Consider the following 21549-nt stretch of genomic DNA (forward strand, 5'->3'; position numbering starts at 1 on the left):
ATGTAGCCGGGGAGTGCCCGGATGACGTCGTAGGAGGGCTTGTTGTCAACGCGACCGGAGATCGTGGCGGATCGCTTCCGCCTGCTTGGCCCTATCGGCAAGGGCAACATGGGCGAGGTGCATCGCGCCGAGGACCAAGCTGCTGGGGACGCCGACGATCGCGTGGTCGCTGTGAAGCTCGTCCTCCGTACTCGTTCCGGCTCGCACATCGACTCGCTCGCGGGGACGAAGGCCGGCGAGCGCTTCCAGCGGGAAGTGCGGATCATGCGCAGGCTCGACCACCCGAACCTGCCTCGCCTCGTCGACGGTGGTGTGGACGCCGAGGGCTTGCCCTACCTGGCGATGGAGTTCCTAGACGGGCGTACCCTGCGTGATCTGGTCTCCGAACGCGCGCAGTCGCCCGTCTCCTGGGTCGTGGCTCTGGGTGCGCAGATCGCCGATGGACTGGCGGCGGCACACGCCGAGAACGTCGTGCACCGTGACCTCAAGCCCTCGAACGTGATGGTGGTGCGCGGTGGCGTGGTCAAGGTCCTCGACTTCGGCATGGGGCGTATGGCCGACGACACCGACGCGGCACGGCTCACCAGCACCGGCGTCACGGTGGGAACAGCCCGCTACATGGCGCCCGAGCAGTTCCGCGCCTCGGCGGTCGGCCCGGCGGCCGACCTGTACGCGCTGGGGTGCGTGCTGTTCGAGTTGCTCACCGGCGTCCCGCCGTTCCACAGCGAGTCGGCGCACGAACTCGGACACAAGCACCTGACCGAAGCGCCGCCACCGCTGCTTCCCCTGCGGCCTGACGTGCCGGTGGAAGTGGCCAGGCTGATCGACAGCCTGCTGGCGAAGGACCCGGCGGACCGGCCGGTGGACGCGGGCGCCGTCCGTGACGCCCTCGTGGCGCGGAGCGCGGACGCGGACGAAGAAACCGTGCCGGGGTGGGAGGCGTTCAACCCGGTGACCCGGCTCACCGAGCTGCGCTCGGCCGGTACTCCGGTGACGAACCCGGCGGCGGAGGCGAAGCCCGCCCCAGGGGCGGGGATGGACGTCTTCGGAGTGCATCGTAGGTTGATCGACGACTACCGGGCCTTCACCGAGGGCGGCACGGTGATCCGTGATCAGCGGATCGCCGCGTTCGTCCGTGACGATCTCGATGCCAAGTCGCAGTGGCCCGACCCGTGGCTGTCGCTGAACCCGTTCTTCGCCTCGGGCGGCACGGTGCTGGAACTCGCCAGGGACGGCGTGCTCCACGACGAGTGCACGCGGATCTTCCAGACCGGCAAGACCGAGGGCGGCACGGTGTGTAACGGACGGCCTCTCGCGTTCCACCTGCACCAGCGCGAGGCGATCGACGTGGCACGCACCGGCGAGTCCTACGTCCTCACCACGGGAACCGGCTCGGGCAAGTCGCTGTCCTACCTCGTGCCCATCGTCGACACCGTGCTCCGGGCCCGCGAGCAAGAGGGACCGAGTGCGCCGAAGCGGGTTCGCGCGATCATCGTCTACCCGATGAACGCGCTGGCCAACAGCCAGCTCAAGGAGTTGGACAAGTTCCTGCTCGACGGCTACGGCCCCGGCAGGCAGCCGGTCACCTACGCCCGCTACACCGGTCAGGAGGGCGAGGAACGGCGCAGGGAGATCCAGAACAACCCGCCGGACATCCTGCTCACCAACTACGTGATGCTGGAGCTGATGCTCACCCGGCCCGACGACCGGCGTTCGCTGATCAGGATGGCCACCGGCCTGGAGTTCCTCGTCTTCGACGAGCTGCACACCTACCGCGGCCGCCAGGGCGCGGACGTGGCGTTGCTGATCCGCCGGGTCCGGGAGGCCTGCCGGGCCGAGAGCCTGCAGTGCGTGGGCACGTCGGCCACCATGTCCAGCGAGGGCACCGAGGAAGATCGCCGCGCGGTGGTCGCCCGAGTGGCCTCCACCCTGTTCGGCACGACGGTACGCCCCGAGCATGTCATCGGGGAAACTCTGGTGCGCGCGACCGGCGAGGCACCCGCGACCGTGCCCGCCGAGCGACTCCGCGCGCTCGACTCGCCCCGCGCCTACGCGGAGCTGGTGACCGACCCACTGGCGCGCTGGATTGAGACCCGTTTCGGGCTGGCCACAGAGGAGGGCACCGGCAGGCTGGTCCGGCAGCGGCCCGCGAAGATCGAGGACGCGGCGGCCGAGTTGGCGGCCGACAGCGGGGTTCCCGAGGACGTCTGCGCCGAGGCCATCCGCCGGACGCTCGAAGCGGGTTCGCAGGCGAGGCACCCGGTGACCGACCGCCCGCTGTTCGCGTTCCGGCTGCACCAGTTCCTGTCCAAGGGCGACACCGTCTACGTCACCTTGGAGGACAAGGAGACTCGCTACCTGACCCGCGACTACCAGCGGGTCCAGCCGGGCTCGGACGGCAAGATCCTGTTGCCTCTGGCTTTCTGCCGCGAGTGCGGGCAGGAGTACCTCACGGTGTGGCGCAGGAGCGGCCCCGAGGGCACCGTCTACGAGCCGCGCCGGGACACCACCGCGACCGGTGGTCGGGAGGGTGACGGCTACCTCTACATCGATCCCGACCGTCCGTGGCCGACCACGACCGAGGAGGCGATTGCCGATCGGCGTCTGCCTGAGTCGTGGTTGGACATCGACGACCATGGCTACGAGACGGTGCGTGACTCCTACCGCAAACGGCTGCCGCAGGCCGTCACCGTGGACGCCTACGGGAATGAGGGCAAAGGGGACCTGTCTGCCGCTTTCATCCCGGCGCCGTTCGGGTTCTGCCTGCACTGCGCGGTGAGTTACGAGCAGGTGCGCGGCAAGGACTTCGCCAAGCTGGCGACGCTCGACCAGGAGGGGCGCTCGTCGGCGACCTCGCTGGTGTCCGCGTCCATCGTGCGTTCGCTCAAGCAGGCCCCCGAGGGTGCGCTCGACGAAAAGGCCCGCAAGCTGCTGACGTTCGTGGACAATCGGCAGGACGCCTCGCTGCAGGCCGGTCACTTCAACGACTTCGTGCAGATCACGCAGCTTCGGGCGGCGCTGTACCAGGCGGTGGTCGACGCGGGCGAGGACGGCATCCGGCACGAGGAACTGGCCTCCCGTGTCACCGACGCTCTCGGGCTGAAGCCCACTGACTACGCGGGTGCCTCCGACCTGCCGCCGTCGCTGGCTCGCAACGCGGCCAAGACGTTGCGCGACGTGATCGCGTTCCGGCTGTATCTCGACCTGCAACGCGGTTGGCGGGTCACCATGCCCAACCTGGAGCAGACCGGCCTGCTGCGGATCGACTACGAGGACCTGGACTGGCTGGCCGCGCACGAGGACCGCTGGACGAAGACGCAGCCGGAGTTGCGGGACGCCGAGCCCGGTCTGCGGATCGACATGATGCGGGTGCTGCTGGACGAGATGCGCCGAGCACTCGCCGTGGACGTGCAGTACTTCCGTGACGAGTTCGACAGCCTCCAGCGCGCGAGCGAGGAAAGGCTTGTCGAGCCGTGGGTGCTGTCCACGAACGATAAGCCGAACGTCGGCACGGCTTATCCACGCGGCTCCAAGCCGGGGATGGACCGCTCGGGGCTGTTCCTGTCCGGGCGCGGCAAGTTCGGCAAGTACCTGCGCAGGGTCCACTTCTCGAAGCTGTCGGCCGACGACGCCCAGCAGGTGATCGCCGATCTGCTTGAGGTGCTGGCCGAAGCGCAACTGGTGCACCGGGTCGAGACGACGCCGCAGCGCGGAGGCCGATTCCGGCGGTCGGCGGGGCCGCCCATGACGGGCTACCGCATTGCGGCCCGGGCTCTGATCTGGCGGGCGGGCACGGGTGAGCGGGGCACCCACGACCCGCTGACCCGCACCTACGCCAGTGGGGAGGGGCCTCGGGTCAACCGGTTCTTCCGGGAGCTCTACCGCAACGCGGCCGGAGTGCTCGGTGGGCTGGGGGCCAAGGAACACACCGCCCAGGTGGATCCGGCGGAGCGGGAGCGGCGCGAGGAGTTGTTCCGCAACGGCGCGCTGAGCCTGCTCTACTGCTCGCCGACGATGGAGCTGGGTGTCGACATCTCCGAGCTCAACGCCGTGATGATGCGCAACGTGCCGCCCACGCCCGCGAACTACGCCCAGCGCAGCGGCCGGGCGGGCCGGTCGGGGCAGCCCGCGCTCGTCACCACGTACTGCGCGACGGGCAACAGCCACGACCAGTACTACTTCCGCCGTTCCGACCGCATGGTCGCGGGCGCGGTGGCCCCGCCCCGGCTCGACCTCGCCAACGAGGACCTGGTGCGCTCGCACGTCCACGCGATCTGGCTGGCCGAGTCGGGCCTCAAGCTCGGACGCTCGATTCCCGACATCATCGACATCGGCCACGCCGAGGAGGCCCGGGAGGCGAAGCCGAAACTGCCCCTGCACGACCACGTCCGTACATCACTGCACGACGCCGCCGCGCGCCGCCGTGCCGTTGCCGCCGCGCGCGAGGTGCTCGCCGGGATGGTGGACGAGCTGGCCGACAGCGCGTGGTGGCACGAGTCGTGGATCGACGACACGGTGCGGGCCGCTGGGGAGCAGTTCGACCGCGCGCTGGACCGTTGGCGGGATCTGTTCCGCGCCGCGCTGGTGGATCAGGCGGAGCAGAACCGCAGGGTGCTCGACCACACGTTGTCCGAGAACGACCGCAAGGCGGCCGTGCGGCGCCGCAGGGAGGCGGAGACCCAGCTCAACCTGCTGAAGAACGAGACCGCGGACGCGAAGTCGGTGCTGTCGGACTTCTACCCGTACCGCTATCTGGCGAGTGAGGGTTTCCTGCCGGGTTACTCGTTCCCCCGGCTGCCGCTGGCCGCCTACATCCCCACGAGCGGTCGCCGGTTCGACGACGGCGACTACCTGCAGCGGCCCCGTTTCCTCGCGATTCGCGAGTTCGGCCCCGGCGCGCTCATCTACCACGAAGGCGCGCGCTACCAGGTGACGCGTATCCAGTTGCCGCCGGACGCCACCGGTGACGTGGTCACCACCACCGCCAAACGGTGTTCTTCCTGCGGCTACCACCACGAGGAGAGGGACAACGCCGACAGGTGCGAGATGTGTGACGCGCCGCTGCGGGAGACGACCTCGGGGTTGCTGCACCTACACACCGTCTACACCCTGCGCCGGCAGCGGATCTCCTCCGACGAGGAGGAACGCAGGCGGGCCGGGTTCCGGCTGGTCACCTCCTACCGCTTCCACGACCACGGGGCGCGGCCCGGCCGCCGGGACGCCACCGTGTCCGACGACCGTGGAACGCTCGCCACCCTCACCTACGGCGACTCCGCCACCGTGCGCATCACGAACGTCGGCCGCCTGCGGGCCGCCGAGAACGAACCGCCGGGGTTCTGGCTCGATCCGGCCGACGGCCGGTGGATGAACGAGCGCGACGCCGCCGAGGCCTCCGGTGACTCCAGCGAGCTGCCCGTGGTGGACGCCGACGGCAACGAGAAGCGCCGCAAGAAGCGGGTGATCCCATATGTGGAGGACCGCCGCAACATCCTGGTGGTCAAGCTCGCCGAGGCGCTGCCGGAGGCGACGGCGTTGTCGCTGATGTACGCGCTGGAACGCGGTATCGAGGCGGCGTTCGAGCTGGAGGACGCCGAGCTGACCAGCGAGCTGCTGCCCCCGGACGAGGGCGACCGCGACCGGATGCTGTTCACCGAGGCCGCCGAGGGCGGTGCCGGGGTGCTGCGGCTGCTGCAGGCGGACCCGACGGCGCTGCGGCAGGCGGTCAGGGAAGCGCTCGCTATCTGTCACTTCACCGAGGACGGCACCGACCTGGGCGGCCCGCACCCCGACCGGCCGTGCGCCCGTGGCTGCTACGAGTGCCTGCTCACCTACGGCAACCAGCCCGACCACGGGGCCATCGACCGGCACTCGGTGCGCGACCTGCTCGTCCGGTTCGCCGGGGTCAGGGTGCTCACCGCCGGGCGGGGCGAGTCGCGCACGGAGCAGTTGGCACGGCTGACCGCGCAGTCGGACACGGGACTGGAGGCCAGGCTCATCACGTTCCTGAAGGAACGAGGTCTGCGCCTGCCCGACGAGGCTCAGACCTTCGTCTCCGAAGCACTGGCCCGCCCCGACTACGTCTACCGCCTCCGCGGGGTGAACGTGGCGGTGTTCGTCGACGGCCCCGTGCACGAGTATCCCGTGGTCGCCGAACGTGACCGCGAGGCGGAGGACCGTCTGCTCGACAAGGGCTGGGACGTGGTCCGGTTCCCGCACGACGGGGACTGGGAGGCCATCGCTGGCCAGTTCCAGCGCTACTTCGGCCCCGGCGTGGGCGCCTGACGAGGGAGAGAAACACAGCACATGAGCACCACCTTCACCGCAGGATCCTTGGTGTCCGCACGCGGGCGCGAGTGGGTCGTCCTGCCGGACAGCGCCGACGACATGCTGGTCCTGCGCCCGCTGGGCGGTGGCGACGACGACGTCGCGGCCGTGTTCCCCGCGTTCGAGGAGGTCCGCCACGCCGAGTTCACCCCGCCGTCGCCGGACGATCTCGGTGACGCACTCGCGGCGGGCTTGTTGCGTTCGGCGTTGCGGATCGGGTTCCGCTCCGGGGCGGGGCCGTTCCGGTCGCTGGCGGGTATCGCCGTGGAGCCCCGCGCCTACCAGCTCGTGCCGCTGCTGATGGCGTTGCGGCAGCGGGTGGTGCGCATGCTGATCTCCGACGACGTCGGTATCGGCAAGACCGTCGAGGCGGGCCTGATCGCCAGTGAGCTGCTGGCGCAGGGCAGCGCGCGCGGGCTGGCGGTGCTGTGCTCGCCCGCGCTGGCCGAGCAGTGGCAGGACGAGCTGCGCACGAAGTTCGGCATCGACGCCGAACTGGTACTGGCCTCCACAGTGTCCAAACTGGAGCGCAATCTCGAACTGGGGCAGTCGCTGTTCGACCGCCATCCGCACGTGGTGGTGTCCACGGACTTCATCAAGTCCACGCGGCACCGTGACGACTTCGTCAAGCACTGCCCGGACCTGGTGATCGTCGACGAGGCTCACACCTGTGTCGCCGCGGACGAGAGGGCTTCCACGGCCAGTCAGCTCCGGCACGAGCTGTTGGAGAAGATCGCCGCCGACGCCGAGCGGCACTTGCTGCTGGTCACCGCCACGCCCCACAGCGGCAAGGAGAGCGCCTTCCGCGCGTTGCTGGGCCTGGTGCGGCCCGAACTGGCCACAGTGGACCTGGACACCGAGGCGGGCCGCCGGATGCTCGCCGCGCACTTCGTGCACCGCAGGCGGGCCGACGTGCGGCAGTTCCTCACCAGGGAGAAGGACGGGCTGGCCGACGACAGCCTGCGCGAGGACACCGCGTTCCCTTCCGACCGCCACTTCAAGGACGAGACCTACAAGCTCACCCCCGCCTACCGCGCCCTGCTGGACGACGCCATCGCCTATGCGAGCGAGCGCGTGACCGCGGCGGGCGAGGAGGGCAAGCGGGAGGCACGCATCGCCTGGTGGTCGGCGATCGCGCTGCTGCGCTCGCTGGTGTCGTCACCGAGGGCGGCCGCGCAGACCCTGCGCACCCGCTCGGCGGCGGCGCTGGCCGCCACGGCCGAGGAGGCCGACCGGCTCGCCGCCCCGCTGACCAGGGACTCGGCTGACAGTGACGCTCTGGAGGGGTTGGACGTCGTCCCCGGCGCGGAGACCGAGCAGGCGGGCGCACGGCTGGCGGAGCTGGCTGACCGGGCGGCCGGGTTGGAGGGCCCCGAGCAGGACCGCAAGCTCGCCGCCCTGGTCAAGCACGTCAAGGCGCTGCTTGCCGACGGCTATCACCCGATCGTCTTCTGCCGCTACATCCCCACGGCCGAATACGTCGCCGAGCACCTGGACGACAAGCTCGGCAAGCGCACCCTGGTGCGCGCGGTCACCGGCACCCTGTCGCCGCAGCAGCGGCTGCAACGCATCGAGGAACTGGCCGCCGAGGCGGGGGAGGATCCCGCCGCCCGGAGGGTGCTCGTCGCCACGGACTGCCTGTCGGAGGGCGTGAACCTCCAGCACCACTTCGACGCCGTCGTGCACTACGACCTGGCCTGGAACCCCACGCGACACGACCAGCGGGAGGGCCGCGTCGACCGTTACGGCCAGAAGCGGGACACCGTCAGGGTGATCACGCTTTACGGCAGCGACAACGGTATCGACGGCAAGGTGCTCGAAGTCCTGATCAAGAAGCACCGGCAGATCCAGAAGGACCTGGGCATCTCCGTGTCGGTCCCGGACGCCGCCTCCGCGGGGGTGACCGACGCGATCGTGGAGTGGCTGTTGATGCGCAAGCAACAGCCGGAGCAGGCGGGCTTGTTCGAGGCGGAGGCGTTGCAGAGCAAGGCGGCGGAGTTGGAGGCCGACTGGAAGTCGGCCGCCGAGCGCGAGAAGACGTCGCGTTCGCGGTTCGCCCAGCGCGCCATCCACCCGGAGGAGGTGGCCCGCGAGGTCGCCGCGGTGCGCGACGTGCTGGGCCGCGCGGCCGAGGTGCGTGGTTTCGTCCGGCACGCGCTGTCGGCGCTGGAGGCCGTGCTGCGCGACGACGGTGCGGGCGGGTTCACCGCGGACCTCAGCGGCACGCCGGCCGGGTTGCGCGACGCGCTCGCCCCGCTGCTGGGCGGTGACGTGGTGGAGACGGGCAAACCGGTGCCGTTCCGGGACACGGCGGCGGTGGCGCGGGGTGAGGCCGCCCTGGTGCGCACCGATCCCGTGGTCGGCGCCGTCGCGGGATACGTGCTCAACGCCGCGCTCGACGAGAAGGCGAGCGGCCCCCGCCCCGCCCGCCGCTGCGGCGTGATCCGCACGAGGGCCGTGGACACCCGCACGACGCTGCTGCTGGTGCGTTACCGCTTCCATCTCACGTTGCCGTCGCGGACGGGCGAGCGGCAGCTCGTGGCCGAGGACGCCCGCCTGCTCGCCTTCCAGGGTTCGCCGTCGAACGCGACGTGGCTGGCGGGCGACGACGCCGTGGCGCTGCTGGAGGCCTCCGCCGACGAGAACACCGATCCGGCTTTCGCGGAGCGCACCATGCAACGTGTGCTCGACGACCTGGACGCCACCACCGCGCACCTTTCCGGCTACGGCGACGAGCTGGCCGCGGAGCTGCTGGCCTCGCATCGCCGCGTGCGCAGTGCCTCCGGCGAGATCGTGCGTGGCGTGAGCGTCACCGCCCAGAAACCCGCCGATGTCCTCGGCGCCTACGTCTACCTGCCCGCTTCGGGAGTGAACGCCTGATGTCCGCTGTCACCCGTAACCAGGTTTTCTCCGCCGTCCACACTGTGGGCGGCCTGCTGCCCGCCGACATGCTGGCGCGCATCTCCGAGGGCAAGGACGTCAGCGGCAGCCTGCCGTCGGACTACCGCGTGGTGGGTTCGCGCTCGGTGAGCGACGAGGCGGAACGTCACTGGGACTACCTGCGCTCGGTGTGGGTGGAGCTGCGGCGGAAGCTGCCGCGCGCCCCGGAGTCGGAGACCCCGCAGGACGTCACCGGCCTGGCCGGCTCGCAGTGGCTGGCGCCGCTGTTCTCCGAACTCGGCTTCGGGGAACTCACCTCGCTCGGATCGTCCGGCATCCCCGCCGACGACCACGCCACCACGGGCAAGACCTTCCCCGTCAGCCACCGCTGGAACCACGTGCCCGTGCACCTGGCGGCGTGGCACCACTCGCTGGACCGCAGACCCGGCGGCGCGGGCACGGTGCCGCCGCAGTCGCTGGTGCAGGAATGCCTCAACCGCACGGAGAACCATTTGTGGGGTGTGGTCACCAACGGCCGCCAGTTGCGGTTGTTGCGCGACTCCAGCGCCCTGGCCACCGCCTCCTACGTCGAGTTCGACCTGGAAGCCATCTTCGACGGCGAGCTGTTCAGCGAGTTCGTGCTGCTGTATCGGCTGCTGCACGTCTCCCGCTTCGCCGTCGCCGACGGCGCGTCCCCGGCGACGTGCTGGCTGGAACGCTGGCGACTCGACGCCATCACCTCGGGCACGCGGGCGCTGGACCAGCTCCGGGAGAGCGTGCGGCAGGCCATCACCACGCTCGGCACGGGGTTCCTGCGGCACCCGGACAACACCCGGCTGCGCGAGAACGTCGACGTGCAGGCGCTGCACGCCGCCCTGCTGCGACTGGTGTATCGGCTGCTGTTCGTGTTCGTCGCCGAGGACCGCAAAGCCCTGCACCCGCAGGACGCGGACGAGATGGCCAAGCAGCGCTACGCGAAGTACTTCTCGACGGCGCGGCTGCGCGCGCACGCGCGACGCCGCCGGGGCACCGCGCACGACGACCTGTATCGGGCGCTGCGGATCGTGCTGGACGCGCTCGGCGACGAGCACGGCCGCCCCGAACTCGCTCTGCCCGGCCTCGGTGGCATCTTCGACGACACCGACGCCGACGCCCCGCTGCGGAGTCTGTCGTTGTCGAACGAGTACCTACTGGCGGCCGTGCGGCACCTGGCGCAGATCCGCGATGTCGGCTCCCGCCGGGTGCGCCCGGTGGACTACCAGCACCTCGGCGCCGAGGAGCTGGGTTCCATCTACGAGTCGCTGCTGGAACTCGTGCCGAAGCACAGCGCCATCGACCGCGAGTTCACGCTGGAGGAGCTGGCGGGCAACGACCGCAAGACCACCGGCTCCTACTACACCCCGGCCCCGCTCATCGAGTGCCTGCTGAACTCCACATTGGACCCGGTGATCGACGACGCGGTGAAGCGCGGCGAGCAGGCGGCCTCGACCGCGGGCCAGGCGGACGCCACGGAGGCGATCACCCGTGAGCTGCTGTCGCTGACGGTGTGCGACCCGGCTTGCGGCTCCGGGCATTTCCTCGTGGCGGCGGCTCGGCGTATCGCCAAGCGGGTGGCGGCGGTGCGGGAGCGCAACCCGGAGCCGACGGTGGACGCCGTGCGCCATGCGCTGCACGAGGTGATCGCCCGCTGCATCTACGGCGTGGACCTCAACCCGATGGCCGTGGAGCTGACGAAGGTGTCGCTGTGGCTGGAGGCGCTGGAACCGGGTAAGCCGCTGAGCTTCCTCGACGCGCACGTCAAGTGCGGTAACGCCCTGCTCGGCGCGACCCCGAAGCTGCTGCGGAAAGGCATCCCGGACGAGGCGTTCAAGTCGATCGAGGGCGACGACAAGAAGTTCGCCAGGGCGCTGGAGAAGCAGAACAAGGCTGAACGCGTGGGCCAGCACAGCCTGTTCGATCTGGCGAGCGAGGCGAAGGTGGCGAACACGGCGTTCGCCACGGGCGTGCGCCGCATCACCGAGGCGCGCGCGGACGTGCTGGCGGACGTGCGCCGCCAGGAGTCGGCCTACCGCGAGTTCGCCGAGTCACCGGAGTACCGGCAGGCGCTGCACGTGGCCGACGCGTGGTGTGCGGCGTTCCTGTGGCGCAAGACGCCCGACGCGCCGCTCGCGGTCACCGAGGAGGTCTTCCGCAACCTCCAGGACCCGGACGCCGACGCGGCCCCGCAGAGCACCCACGACGAGATCACGCACCTGCGCGAGGCGTACAAGTTCTTCCACTGGCACCTGGAGTTCCCGGACGTGTTCACCGTGCCGGACAACGGCGCGGACGTGGCCGAGGACAGCGGCTGGTCGGGCGGCTTCTCGTGTGTGCTGGGGAACCCGCCGTGGGAGCGCATCAAGCTTCAGGAACAGGAGTTCTTCGCCCAGCGCGACGAGGAGATCGCCAAAGCGAGAAACGCCGCCGCTCGCAAGAAACTCATCGCCGCGTTGAAGGACGATCCCGACCGCAGTGCGCTGTATGCGGAGTTCGAGGCGGCCAAGCGCAAGGCCGAGGGCGAAAGTCACTTCCTGCGCCTCGGCGGTCGCTACCCGCTCACGGGCCGGGGTGACATCAACACCTACGCGGTCTTCGCGGAGGCCGACCGTATGCTGACCGGCCCACGAGGTCGGATGGGCGTGATCGTGCCGACCGGTATCGCCACCGACGCCACGACGCAGTACTTCTTCAAGGATCTGGTCGAGCACGGTTCGCTGGCGGCGCTCTACGACTTCGAGAACCGTAGCGGTCTCTTCCCCGCCGTGGACTCGCGCATGAAGTTCTGCATCCTGTCGCTCGCGGGCCGTGCGGTGCGTGAACCCGCCGCACGTTTCGCGTTCTTCCTGCACGACCCGACAGAGCTGGACGAGGCCGACAAGGCGTTCGCGCTGACACCGGAGGAGATCACCCTCCTCAACCCCAACACCGGCACCTGCCCGGTATTCCGCTCCCGCCGCGACGCAGAGATCACCCTCGGCATCTACCGCCGCGTTCCGGTCCTGGTCAAGGAACCGGACGAGCGCGGCCAGGGCGGCAGCAACCCGTGGGGCGTGTCGTTCATGACGATGTTCCACATGTCCAACGACTCCCACCTCTTCCGCACCCGCGAGGACCTGGAAGCCGACGGCTGGACACTGTCCGGCAACGTCTTCACCAAGGGGGCCCAACGCATGCTGCCGCTGTACGAGGCGAAGATGCTGCACCACTACGACCACCGCTGGGCCACCTACGACGAAAAGGGCGACGTCCACGACCTCACCCTGGAGGAGAAGCAAGACCCGAGCGCGGTCGTCCTCCCCCGCTACTGGGTTTCCGAAGCCGACGTACCCACCGACCGTTTCGACAAGAACGGCAACCGCATCTACGAAGCTGGTGTAGCCACCCGGCTCGCGAACAAGCACTGGGAGCACGATTGGCTCCTTGGGTTCCGCAACGTGTGTAGAAGTACGGATGAGCGCACGATCATTGCCGGATGTTTTCGCCGATCTGCCGTAGGGCACAGCATGCCGCTGTTAATAAGTGACGAATCGCCGTTACTTCAGGCAGCTCTGACTTCGGTAGCGTGTGACTACGTTCTTCGGCAGAAGCTAGGGGGCACCAATCTTACCTTCAACTATTTCCAGCAAATTCCAGTTCCGGCCACTGATGCGCTCGCGATTTTCAAAACATTTATCGCCCTGCGAATTCTCGAACTGACCTACACCGCCTACGACATGGAGCCGTTCGCGCGGGACCTCGGCGACATGGGCGCCCCGTTCCGGTGGGACGAGGAGCGCCGGGCTGTCATCCGTGCGGAGTTGGACGCGCTGTTCTTCCACCTCTACGGCATCTCCCGCGAGGACGCTGACTACATCCTCGACACATTCCCGATCGTCAAGCGTAAAGACGAGGCCAAGTACGGCACCTACCGCACCAAGGACCTGATCCTCGCCGAGTACGACCGTATGGCCGAAGCCGGAGTGAGCCTCGACAACCCGCTTGTCGACGGGGAGAACTACACCTCCACCCTCACCCCACCTCCCGGCCACGGCCCCCGCCACGCCCCCGCACCGAATGCTGGAAACGCCTGATGCCCGGCGGGCGCTTGCCGTTCTGGTGGCACTTGCCCGGCAGCAGGCATCTCGCCTACGGCCGGGCTTCGGGGCGAGTGGGGCTTTGGCTCATCGCCGCCGTGGGGGCACGTCGTGACGTTGCAAGCCCAGTTCTGGGTCCACGAGCAGGGGCAACCGCCACGTGAACAGACCGTGGAACTCGCTGACGCCGATGATGTACGCGCGTTCATCAAGACGTTGGCTGATGAGCAGGTCGGCGACGCCCTCCTCACTCACACCCGGCGGCCCCGTGTCGAGACGCTGATCCCCGACGAGGACAGCCCCGGCCAGTTCCTCACCACGCCGGATCACTCGGTGATCGTGGGCGTTCACGGTCGGAGAGGCGCGATCAGTTACCGGGGAGCGGACGGTCATCATGCCGAGCCCGTGCACCTGTACAGCCATGGTGAGGAACCCGATCACCCCGTCGTATACGAGACCGACGAGTTCCCGCCCCGCTGTGAACTCCCTGTCGAGTCGGTGACCCAGGCGCTGATCGAGTTCCTGGAGACGGCGGCACGACCATTGTCGATCACGTGGCAGCCGGGTGTGGACCCGACGTAGCGACGTTCGGCTATGAGCTCTCGGGACGTCGTCACTACGCGGAACGGGGCTCGGCGGGGTCAGGTGTCGCGCGCAGGTGCCCGCTCGCTCCAGCCCAGCACCGAGAACGAAACTCCCTGGCGGTAGGCGTCGATACCGGCGGCCGGGTACTCGATGAGGTTATCCGGCAGGTGGTGCAGGTCGAACCAGCCGAGGCCGGAGCACTTTCCCTGCTCGCGGTTCGACGGCTCACCGGCCCATCTGGTCGCGGCGAAGAACAGGCCGAGGCGAGGTTCGGGACCGGAACCGTTGACGTGAATGGTGTGGACGTGGGTGAGGTCGTCAGGGTCGATCAGCACGCCGACCTCTTCTTCGGCCTCACGTGCGGCGGCGGTGAGCACGTCCTCGCCCGCGTCGAGCTTGCCGGAGGGCAGGTGCCACCTGCCGTCGAAAGCTCCGCCCCGGCGTCTGGTGAGCAGCAGTTTGGTGTGGCGGGTCAGGAGAACGTGAACGTCAACGATGTGGCGGTCCACGTGAGAGACGGTCATCGACGAGTCACCGTTGCATCTCTTGCCGCTGGTCATGCGCGCCTCCGCCTGCTCTCCGAGACCACGACATTGGTGCCGTACCAACATCGTCGCATTCTTCCTTGACAGTGGCGTCCACCACTGGCTAGGGGAGTCGGCATAGTCCGTCGAGGACCTTCTGGAGAAGGTCGAGCGTTACCTTCGCCCAGTCATTGGCGACTTATGCCGGGGTGCCGGCTCTGGTTGAGACGCTGATCGCCGGGTGGCTGCGGGCGAGGAGGGGCCAAGGACGGTTGGTGGGCAGGTGTGTCGCCGGAAGTCGCTGACCCGCTGTGGAGCGTTGGTTACGCTCGTGGTGATCTGGGGACGCAGTACGGGAGGGTGACGATGGCTGAGGACTGGTACGAGGCTCTTTCCGATGAGATGGCCAACGGCGTCAGTGCCACCGATGCGGTCGGCGCGGTGCTGGGTGGCCCTGCCGGTATGGCGAAGTTGGGTATGTCGACGGCAGCGCGCATGATCGGAGAGGGAAACGGCGGATCGTGGTCTTTCGACAGAGAAGAGATCGACGCCGTCATCGCGGACTGGAAGGCGTTGGCTGAAGAACTCGAAGAAGATCGAAAAATTTTCTCCTCGGCGCAGCGAGTATCCGATGCTCCCTCTGGTGACCAGCCGTCTATCGGGTTTATGAATTCGTTACATGAAGAAATGTCGGCGCTCGAAGAATTTAACAATTCAATGCGTGACTATGTTGCAGATTTTGTGAGTAAGTTGGAAGCTGCCAAAAAGTCGATCACTGAGTCGGATGATGTTCATGCTGAGTCGTTCGGGAAGAAGCAAGTCTGATGCGTAATCATCCTTTCTGGTTTCGAATCGTCCCCGTGCTTGCCGTGGCTGCTGTTGGTGTTTCCTGCTCGGCGGACACGGATGGTGTGGCTCAGCCCGCGACAGGCGAGTTGAGTGCGTCGAAGCCGAGTGCGGCTCCGGAACGTCGGGTCAGTGATCCGTTGGACGTCGCCCCGTATCTGTCTCGGCCTTGCGATCTTGTTTCCCCGGAGATGCTCGAAAGATTGGGGACTTCGCCGAGTGAGGCGACTCCGCGCCTGCCTGAGGACGACAAGATCACCGCCCAGACCGGTCCGGGTTGTAGCTGGACGGGGGAGAATGAGGGAAGCGTCGGTATCGGCATTGATTCGGGAAACAAAGAACGCGGAGTAGGGGGACTGCGAGGGCTTGAGATCGCTCGTGATCAAGGTCGATACAAGTTGTGGGAGGAAACTTCGATCGCGGGCTACCCCGCTGTTTACATGGGGGTTAGGGATGCTCGCCATGAGGGAGACTGTGATCTCGCGGTGGGAATCGCCGACGACATGACCTTCGGGGTCTCGGCGGTCTCTTTCCGGGAGAACCCGCAGAAGGCCTGTGAGGTGGCCGTCGAAGTCGCTGCTGACGTGATCGAGAATCTGAAGGCGGGGAACTGAACTCGGCGAAGCGTGCCGATCGGCGACTATCGGAGGCGGCGTAGCCCGTCGAGGACTTCGCGCAGGAGGTCGAGCGTGAGACAGGTGCCCAGCGATCGGGGACAGGTGCCGGAACGCCGGTTCTGGTGTCGAGACGCTGATCGCCGGGTGCGACAGGCGGGTCGCGGTCATGACGGGCCAGGGCGGTAGGTCGGTGAGGTCGATGGCGGTGAGCTGGGTGGTGGGGTGCTCGTCGGTGAGGGGATCGAGGAGGGCGGCGGGCGAGTCATACATCGGTCACCTCGGCGGGAACGGCGTCGAGTTCGTCGGCGCGGGCGATCATGTCGTCGGCGAGGGTGCGGAGCGCCTGCCCGGCTTCGCGTAGCGGCCCGGCGGGGAGTTCACCGCAGCTTTGGCGGCACATGACCTCGACGAGAATGTGGCCGAGGTTGCGGTTCACCTGGCCGGCGCGGGTGAGCAGTATCCGGTCCTTCTCGATCACGCCGTTGATCCCTCCTGGCTGATGCGGAGTCGGTGGAGCTCGCTACGACTCCAACCCACGCGGGCAGCGAGCTGGAATTCACAGGCATGGCAGGTGGGGGCGAGCCACAGCCCGGCGATCATGTCCTCGGGTGCGGGGGCGACGGTCTGCCCGCACAAGGCGGTGAACGACTCTCCCGCCCTCGGTGACGGGTTCCGGGCTGTGTCATACGCGTGTCGCCGCCCCTCGGCCTGCTGCCATAGATATCGCTGCATCGTTGTCTCCGTGACGCTTGGTCGGGTCAGCCCTTGGCGCCGGAGCCAGCGAGTTCTCCAGCGATGGCCCGGCGGTGATGTGCAGTAGTTCCACTGACGCGGAACCTTACTGCAATATTAATAAGGCATCAAGGAGATGAGATTTGGGTGGCCTTGCTGTCTTACGGTTAAGGTCACGAGGGCGTACTCATCTGCCGCGAGACACGAGGAGGCCAGCGATGACCAGCGCCAGCCCGTGGACAAGCGTGTCGATGCCGTATGTGAGTGGTCACCGCGCTGACGCCTGGAGCGCTGAGGCGGCAGCGCACGGCGGCACCGGAACCCAGCGGATGCTGGGTGTGGACGAGGTGGCCGCTTCCGCGGCGGTCGCCGACGCGCTCGGCCTGGCCTCCGGTGAACCCGTGGTGGTGAGGCGTCGCCTCATGCTGTTCGACGACCGTCCGGTCGAACTCGTCGACTCGTACTATCCGGCGGGGATCGCTCGGAACACCAGGTTGGCCGATCCTCGGAAGATCCCCGGTGGTGCCGTCGCTTTCCTGGCGGACCTTGGCTATCCGCCTCGTCGCGTTCGTGAAGACGTCAGCGCGCGTCTGGCCGCCCCGTACGAACGGACAGTGCTACAGCTCAGCGACCCGTCCTGCGTGTTGCTGCTCTCGCGCACCCTCAGCACCGACAACGATCTGCCTGTCGAAGCCAGCGTGATGACGATGGTGTCCGACAATCGACGGCTGCGCTACGAGCTGACACTGTGATCACCCTGACGACGTCCCCAGGAGCCGATTTTGCCCCGCGCACGTGACACCCGGCCCCGGCATCAGCAGATAGCCGCAGAACTGCGCGATCTCATCATGCGGGGCGAACTGAGCGCAGGTACGCAACTGCCGTCCACCGCAGAACTCGTAGCGCGGTACGGCGCGGCGAACGCCACGATCCAGCAAGCTCTGAAGGCGTTGAAGGACGAAGGCTTCCTCGACAGCCGCGTCGGCAAAGGCGTCTATGTTCGCGACCGGCAGCCGTTCGTCATCGACGCCGCCGCCTACATCACGCCCACGCCAGGCCGGTTCCGTTACCAGCTACTCAGCGTCGACACCGTCACCCCGCCCGCGGACATCGCCGACGGACTACAACTGGAACCAGGCTCGACCGCGATCGTCCGCACCAGGATCCTCTTCCACGACGAACAGCCGGTGGAACTGTCCGCGTCCTACTATCCCGCCGGGATCGCCGCAGGCAGCAGCCTGGCGAAAGCAGCGAAAATCACCGGCGGAGCACCCCGAGTGCTCGCCGACCTCGGATTTCCGCAACGGAATTTCGTCGACCGGATTTCGGTACGTGCCCCGACCGTGGACGAACTCGAAACGCTGGAGCTTCCTGCCGGAACGCCGGTGATCCGACAGTTGCGTGTCGTCTACAGCGACAACGAACGCCCCGTCGAAGCCTCTGTTCTCATCAAAGGCGGGCACCTCTACGAACTGCTGTATCGCCAAACAGTCGAGGATGAGTAGAGCTTGGACCACAGAAGCGCCGATCTCAGTGTCGAGGAGAGCCTGCGACGCTCATCGCCAACGTCGTCGATGACGGGGGAGACGGCACAGTGGTCCGAACCAGGCTACGGCAGCCTGAAACACTCGCCGAGCTGCGAGCGACCATGTGAGTGGAAGATCATGGCGAACGGGTGGTTCCAGTCAGCCACGCAGATAGCGAGGGAGTTCGATGTCCAGCGCATATCCTGAGTTCCGGCTCCGCTTGCCCTATGGCGGTCCCATGGCGCGTGGACATCTGCTGGAGGAGAAGGGGACCAACGGCAGTCAGCAGTTCATGGTATGTGCTGGGTCCCCGGTTCGGCCCGAGATCGTGCCGTCGTTTCCCGACCGGATGCGCTCCTCCTACGCGCTTCGCGAGCAGTTGATCAGCGAGGGTCGGATCGTCCAGTCGTCGACCTACCCCGGGTACCTGGAGACGACCGAGGACATCACCTGCAATTCGCCCTCGGCCGCCGCGGAGATCTTGGTTGGGCGCAGTTCCAACGGGTGGCAGGAGTGGAAGAGCTCGGAGGGGCACCCACTGTCCGATTACCTCCCAGCGTCCTGGCACGGCCCGAACCGCACGTGGTTGGTGCGTGGTTCCAACGTTTCCGGCCTCGATCTCGTGCAGCGATTGTGGCTTCCCGCAGGGCAGGTGAGCGTCGCGGCCGGTCATCTCCGCGACGGCATTCAGCAAGGCATCAGTAAAGACGAGCTGCGCACGGCCGTGGAGGAGGACTACGCGTCCATTCTCACGTACAGCCAGCGAAGCCAGTTGATCGAGGACCTGCACATTTTCCTGTCCAGGATGAAGCCTGGAGACACTGTCTGCTCGATCTCCAACAGCCGGCTCTACGTCGGAGAGATCACCGGTGACGCGGAGCAGTCGACCTCGGAGGGAGGCCGCTCGAATCTGCGCCGTCCGGTCGAGTGGCAGGCCATCGCCTACGACTACCACGAGCTTCCCGAAGAACTGCAACAGAAGTTGTCCGTCCAACACGACGTGGTAGACCTCACCGCCGTTGCGAGCCTGGTCGCCGGGTTGGGGCGCAGCGATGAGGAACTGGCCGACGAGGTGCACGAGTCGGAAGGAGACTCCAGCGCCGAGCTGGCCGCACTCGCCCGCCGCGAGCTGGAGCTGCCCGAACCGACGGAGCAACTCGCCGTCGAGCTGCTCGTCCACGACGTCGCGTGGTTGCGGGAAGTGCGCGACCTGCTCTGGGACGAGCGCCAGCTCGTCTTCTACGGCCCGCCCGGCACCGGCAAGACCTACCTGGCGCTCAAACTCGCCGAGTACTTCGGTGGTGGGCCGGAGCAGGTCAAGCTCGTGCAGTTCCACCCCTCCTACTCCTACGAGGACTTCTTCGAGGGCTTCCGGCCGCAGGAGGACCCGGTCACCCGCGAGGTCGCGTTCCGGATCACCGACGGCCCGCTGCGGGAACTCGCCGACACCGCGGCCAAGGAGGGCAACAGGCACATCCCGCACTTCCTCGTGATCGACGAGATCAACCGCGCCAATCTCGCGAAGGTGTTCGGTGAGCTGTACTTCCTGCTGGAATACCGCAACCGCTCGGTGCGGCTGACCTACTCCGGCGACGACTTCGCGCTGCCACCGAACCTGTTCGTCATCGGCACCATGAACACCGCCGACCGGTCCATCGCGCTCGTGGACGCGGCCATGCGGAGGCGCTTCTCGTTCGTCGAACTCTCCCCGCGCACCGAACCCACCGCCGGGCTGCTGCGCCGCTGGCTGGCCCGCGAAGGCCGCGATCCCGAACCCGCCGACCTGCTCGACGCACTCAACGCACGGATCGACGACCCGGACTTCCAGGTCGGCCCCTCCTACCTCATGCGCAAGGGCGTCTACCGGGACGGTGGGTTGGAGCGCACCTGGCGCACGAAGATCCTCCCGCTGCTGGAGGAGCACCACTACGGCGAGGGACTCGACGTCGAACAACACTACGGGCTGCGGGCACTGCGCGCCGCCGTCGCCGCGTCACAGCAGTCGACACCGCGATGACGGCCGTCGAACTCACCGAACACGGCCCGGCGCTGCCGGTGCCACTGGACGACGCCGCCGGGCGGGCGCTGGCGCACTCCGGCGTCGTGGACGCGGCCCCGGACGCGGACGTGCCGGGGACGTGGCGGCTGCGGGCGAAGAACCTGGTCGGCGCCGTGGCGGTCCGCTTCGGCGGTGGCCAAGTGATCACCGTGCGGATAGCGCCCAAGCTTCCGATCGCCCGGCTGCTGTTCCTCGCCGGCTACGGGCAGGGCCGGTGGCACACCGAGAACGTGCGCGTGGACGAGGACGAACACCTGCTGCCCGCGTTCGCCCGGCTGTTCACGCGGCAGGCCGAGCGAGCGTTGCGCCAGGGACTGCTCAAGGGCTACCGCGAGACCGAGGACACCGCACTCGTCGTGCGCGGCCGTATCCGGCACGCCGAGCAGGTCCGCCGACACCACGGCAGACTCGTTCCGCTGGAGCTCGCCCACGACGAGTACACCACCGACATCGCGGAGAACCGGTTACTGCGCACCGCCTGCGAAGCCTTGCTCCGGTTGCCCGGCATCCCCGTCGACGTGCGCGGGCGGCTGCTGCGGCTGCGCGTGAGACTCGGCGAGGTCACCCTGGTTCGACACGGCGATCGCCTGCCCGCGTGGCGGCCCAGCCGGCTCAACGTCCGCTACCACGACGCGCTCCGGCTGGCCGATCTCGTGTTGCGCGGGGCGTCGATCGAACACCGGCCCGGCGAGGTGACCGTGCACGGTTTCCTGTTCGACCTGGCGAAGGTGTTCGAGGACTTCGTCACCCTCGCGTTGCGCGACGCACTCGCCGGGACCGACGACTTCGGGGGCCATTGCGTCCGGCAGGCCACGCACCACCTGGACGAGCGCGAGACGATCCGCATGGTCCCCGACCTCGTCGCCTACACCGACGGCGGCACGCCGGTGGCCGTGGCCGACGCCAAGTACAAGGCCGAGAAACCGGCGGGTTTCCCCGACGCCGACCTGTATCAGATGCTGGCCTACTGCACGGCGCTGAACCTGTCCGAAGGGCATCTCGTCTACGCGAAAGGGAATGCACCACACGGGTCCCACCGCGTGAAACACGCGGGCATCACCCTCCACCAACACGCTCTCGACCTCGACCAGCCGCCCGCGGGGTTACTCGCCGATGTACGGGCGGTGGCACGGCGGTTGGTGGAACGACTGACCGTGACATAGGAATTGCTGTAACCGGGGCATGTGAACGAATAGTCGCACGATGGATATGTTTTCCGATGCCTCTGAAGAATCTCTCGGAGAGATCAGTTCGGTGCACTGTGACTGCTGTGCGGATAGACGATGACGGTTGCCGCCTTGTAGGCGCGTGAGCTGGTTCGACCAACGAGTGGGACCTCGTGGC

13 protein-coding genes are annotated in these 21549 nt (G+C 67.9%); 10 read left to right on the forward strand and 3 right to left on the reverse strand.

Annotated features, from left to right (window positions below; translation table 11 throughout):
- The first annotated feature begins 42 nt into the window (after nt 1–42).
- From SACCYDRAFT_RS08280 to SACCYDRAFT_RS08295, 4 genes are all read left to right on the forward strand, one after another.
- Nucleotides 43–6282: a protein kinase domain-containing protein gene (locus SACCYDRAFT_RS08280; RefSeq protein WP_005455309.1), complete on the forward strand. Its 6240-nt coding sequence runs from the start codon at nt 43–45 to the stop codon at nt 6280–6282.
- A gap of 21 nt (nt 6283–6303) precedes the next feature.
- Nucleotides 6304–9204 carry a DEAD/DEAH box helicase gene (locus tag SACCYDRAFT_RS08285; RefSeq protein ID WP_005455311.1) on the forward strand — a complete coding sequence of 967 codons (2901 nt, stop codon included), beginning with the start codon at nt 6304–6306 and terminating at the stop codon, nt 9202–9204.
- The gene (locus tag SACCYDRAFT_RS08290; protein WP_005455313.1) at nt 9204–13313 is read left to right on the forward strand and encodes an Eco57I restriction-modification methylase domain-containing protein; all 4110 of its coding nucleotides are present in this window, start codon (nt 9204–9206) and stop codon (nt 13311–13313) included. The genes SACCYDRAFT_RS08285 and SACCYDRAFT_RS08290 overlap by 1 nt, the downstream gene beginning before the upstream one ends.
- A gap of 114 nt (nt 13314–13427) precedes the next feature.
- On the forward strand, nt 13428–13898 hold the full coding sequence (locus SACCYDRAFT_RS08295) for an Imm1 family immunity protein (protein ID WP_005455315.1): 471 nt from the start codon (nt 13428–13430) through the stop codon (nt 13896–13898).
- Between the two features lie 59 nt (nt 13899–13957).
- Here the strand turns inward: SACCYDRAFT_RS08295 and SACCYDRAFT_RS08300 are convergent, their stop codons facing one another.
- Nucleotides 13958–14425 carry an NUDIX hydrolase gene (locus tag SACCYDRAFT_RS08300; protein WP_043537153.1) on the reverse strand — a complete coding sequence of 156 codons (468 nt, stop codon included), beginning with the start codon at nt 14423–14425 and terminating at the stop codon, nt 13958–13960.
- Between the two features lie 366 nt (nt 14426–14791).
- Between SACCYDRAFT_RS08300 and SACCYDRAFT_RS25745 the strand changes: the two genes are divergently transcribed.
- Together SACCYDRAFT_RS25745 and SACCYDRAFT_RS08305 are read left to right on the forward strand one after the other, a co-directional pair.
- Nucleotides 14792–15250: a hypothetical protein gene (locus SACCYDRAFT_RS25745; RefSeq protein WP_005455319.1), complete on the forward strand. Its 459-nt coding sequence runs from the start codon at nt 14792–14794 to the stop codon at nt 15248–15250.
- Complete coding sequence (locus SACCYDRAFT_RS08305) at nt 15250–15885, forward strand: DUF3558 domain-containing protein (RefSeq protein WP_043536295.1); 636 nt, start codon at nt 15250–15252, stop codon at nt 15883–15885. The genes SACCYDRAFT_RS25745 and SACCYDRAFT_RS08305 overlap by 1 nt, the downstream gene beginning before the upstream one ends.
- Nucleotides 15886–16150: 265 nt before the next feature.
- Here SACCYDRAFT_RS08305 and SACCYDRAFT_RS08310 read toward each other — a convergent pair whose 3' ends face one another.
- Nucleotides 16151–16366: a hypothetical protein gene (locus SACCYDRAFT_RS08310; RefSeq protein ID WP_005455323.1), complete on the reverse strand. Its 216-nt coding sequence runs from the start codon at nt 16364–16366 to the stop codon at nt 16151–16153.
- Nucleotides 16363–16620, reverse strand: a complete 258-nt coding sequence (locus SACCYDRAFT_RS25750) for a zinc finger protein (protein WP_005455325.1) — start codon at nt 16618–16620, stop codon at nt 16363–16365. The genes SACCYDRAFT_RS08310 and SACCYDRAFT_RS25750 overlap by 4 nt, the downstream gene beginning before the upstream one ends.
- 218 nt (nt 16621–16838) lie before the next feature.
- Between SACCYDRAFT_RS25750 and SACCYDRAFT_RS08315 the strand changes: the two genes are divergently transcribed.
- The 4 genes from SACCYDRAFT_RS08315 to SACCYDRAFT_RS08330 all read left to right on the forward strand — a co-directional run bounded on the left by SACCYDRAFT_RS08315 (nt 16839) and on the right by SACCYDRAFT_RS08330 (nt 21368).
- Entirely contained in the window at nt 16839–17372 is a 534-nt protein-coding gene (locus SACCYDRAFT_RS08315; RefSeq protein ID WP_005455335.1) for a UTRA domain-containing protein, read from the forward strand.
- A 30-nt stretch (nt 17373–17402) separates the two neighbouring features.
- On the forward strand, nt 17403–18125 hold the full coding sequence (locus tag SACCYDRAFT_RS08320; RefSeq protein WP_005455337.1) for a GntR family transcriptional regulator: 723 nt from the start codon (nt 17403–17405) through the stop codon (nt 18123–18125).
- Between the two features lie 259 nt (nt 18126–18384).
- On the forward strand, nt 18385–20163 hold the full coding sequence (locus SACCYDRAFT_RS08325) for a DUF4357 domain-containing protein (RefSeq protein WP_232283800.1): 1779 nt from the start codon (nt 18385–18387) through the stop codon (nt 20161–20163).
- Nucleotides 20160–21368: an McrC family protein gene (locus SACCYDRAFT_RS08330; protein ID WP_005455340.1), complete on the forward strand. Its 1209-nt coding sequence runs from the start codon at nt 20160–20162 to the stop codon at nt 21366–21368. Before SACCYDRAFT_RS08325 ends, SACCYDRAFT_RS08330 begins: the two co-directional genes overlap by 4 nt.
- Nucleotides 21369–21549: the final 181 nt, after the last annotated feature.

This window comes from Saccharomonospora cyanea NA-134 (assembly GCF_000244975.1).
GTDB classification, from domain to species: Bacteria; Actinomycetota; Actinomycetes; order Mycobacteriales; family Pseudonocardiaceae; genus Saccharomonospora; species Saccharomonospora cyanea.